Genomic DNA, 417 nt, shown 5'->3' with positions numbered 1-417 from the left:
AGTGCTATGTGAAGTAATGCAGAAACATAATGTAAAGAAGATAATCTTTAGTTCATCTGCAACTGTATATGGTATCCCGGAAACGTCACCGATTACGGAGGAGTTTCCATTAAGTGCAACAAATCCATATGGTCAAACGAAATTAATGATTGAGCAAATTATGCGTGATGTAGCATTTGCAGATGCAGAATGGAGTATCGCATTACTTCGCTATTTCAATCCATTTGGTGCACACGAAAGTGGGCGTATCGGAGAAGATCCAAATGGAATCCCAAATAACTTAATGCCATATGTAACGCAAGTAGCGGTAGGTAAGTTAAAAGAATTAAGCGTATTCGGAAATGACTATCCAACGAAAGATGGAACAGGAGTCCGTGATTACATCCATGTTGTGGACTTAGCAAATGGTCACGTAAA

1 protein-coding gene is annotated in these 417 nt (G+C 39.1%); it reads left to right on the top strand.

Annotated features, from left to right (window positions below; all coding sequences use genetic code 11):
* The coding region (locus HFD78_RS29085; RefSeq protein WP_191968152.1) for an NAD-dependent epimerase/dehydratase family protein at positions 1 to 417 on the top strand (417 nt) is incomplete at both ends.

The organism is Bacillus sp. EKM501B (assembly GCF_011800505.1).
GTDB classification, from domain to species: Bacteria; Bacillota; Bacilli; order Bacillales; family Bacillaceae_G; genus Bacillus_A; species Bacillus_A cereus.
Note: the sequence above shows the minus strand (reverse complement) of the source record. Positions and strands in the feature narration are given on the sequence as shown.